This is a genomic window from Acutalibacter intestini (assembly GCF_034334985.1).
GTDB classification, from domain to species: domain Bacteria; phylum Bacillota; class Clostridia; order Oscillospirales; family Acutalibacteraceae; genus Acutalibacter; species Acutalibacter intestini.
Window position 1 is genome coordinate 1 of record NZ_JAWXXL010000091.1, and the last position, 1763, is coordinate 1763.

The 1763-nt window shown below is 49.6% G+C and carries 2 protein-coding genes; both read left to right on the top strand.

What is annotated here, in order from left to right; genetic code table 11:
• Positions 1-816, top strand: an 816-nt coding sequence (gene mobP3, locus U8U68_RS21720) for a MobP3 family relaxase (protein ID WP_322204525.1), incomplete at its 5' end; no start/stop codon positions are given.
• A 129-nt stretch (positions 817-945) separates the two neighbouring features.
• The coding region (locus U8U68_RS21725) for a tyrosine-type recombinase/integrase (protein ID WP_322204527.1) at positions 946-1763 on the top strand (818 nt) is incomplete at its 3' end.

Below are 1763 nucleotides of genomic sequence, written 5' to 3' on the forward strand. Positions count from 1 at the left end.
GAGGCTCAGAAAATCGACATCAGTAACCTGCAATGGTACGGAGCATTTCACAATACCGCGCACCATCCGCATATGCACCTGCTGGTCTATTCCAAGGATGCAAAGCAGGGGTGGCTGACGAAAAAAGGGATCGATGAACTGCGAAGTGCGCTGGGTAACGACATCTTTCGGCTGGAGCAGTACAAGCTGTTCACGATGGAAACAGGCCTTCGTGACCGGCTGAAGAAGGAGAGCCGAGAGAAAATTGAAAGGCTGCTTGCTAAAATTCGTGATTCATATGCGCCCACTTCCGAAACAGAAATGCTATTTTTGAAACTGGTTTCCCAGCTAAAGATCTGCAAGGGGCGCAAGCAGTATGGTTATCTGCCGAAAGATGTAAAGGATACCGTCAACAAAATTGTGGTGGAGCTTGGAAAGGACAGGGACATTGCAAGGCTCAATTCTGAGTGGAATAAGGTGAACCGAGAGAAGTTATCACTCTATCATGAAAAGAAAAAGCCCGATATTCCTCTGGAAGGTAACCCTGAGTTCCGTAGCATTAAGAACGTGATTGTTAGGAGTGCTGTGCTGGCTATGAGGATTATGGATGCAGAACACTCTCAAACTTATGATGTTGGGTCAGCGATGAAGTCGGTGGTCGGCGCGCTGTGTAAGATAATCTCCAAGAGTTATGATAAGAAAATTGCCCGGCTGAACACTCAGATTGACAGTAAACTCAGAAGTAAAATCGAGCAGAAGAAGGAGGCGCATGGGCTGAAAACGGAGCGTAGCGTCCGGCAGGATATAGATGATGAAAGTTATTCAATGAGGATGTAGGCCCTCAAAATTTGCGTTGCATAAACAAAGAAAAGGGTTTTGGACGAAACCAGAAAAAGTAAGAAAAATGTCAGTGGACATTGGCGGGGATTATGTGGTAATGTTGGTGTCAAGAAAGGGGGCCAAGATATGGCAAAACGCAGAGCAAATGGCGAGGGCAACATACGCAAGCGCAAGGACGGTCGCTGGGAGGGGCGCTATACGGCTGGTCGCGATCCCGAGTCCGGCAAGGTGATTTACAGGAACGTGCTGGGCAAAACCCAGGCGGAAGTCAAGGAAAAACTTGCCCGGGCCATCGAGGATAGCAAAGGTTTGGACGTGGTCAAAGCCGGTCAGTACACGGTGGGGCAGTGGATGGACGTATGGTATGAGAACTACGCCAAAATCAAAGTGCGCCCTTCATCGCACAAAACCTACAAGGGTTATATTGAAAATCACATCAAGCCAAGCATTGGCAAGATACCGCTCAGCAAGCTGACTACCCTGGAAGTGCAGGCACTTTACAGAAAGCTGCTGACCAGCGGTAGGGTGGAGCGTACAGAATCTCAACAGCAGCCCAAGGGCCTGAGTGCCAAAACGGTACGAAATATAAATCAAGTGATATCGTCAGCGATGGAACTTGCCAAAAGTCAAAAACTCATCTCCACCAATCCCACAGACGGTTGCGCTCTGCCAAAAGTTGAGCACCAAGAGATGAAAACGCTGACCGCCGACCAATTAGCCGCCTTCTTCCGCGAGGCCAAGAACAGCGGCGTGTTCGAGATGTACTACCTGGAGCTGGCAACAGGCTTGCGCCGTGGCGAACTGCTGGGCCTGAAGTGGGACGATATCAACCTGGACATAGGTGTTATCCAAGTGAAACGGCAGGTAGCCAGGATTGATGGGGAAGTGGTGGAGGCTCCGTTGAAAACGAAAAATTCCTACCGCACGCTGTCCATCGGAGCAGA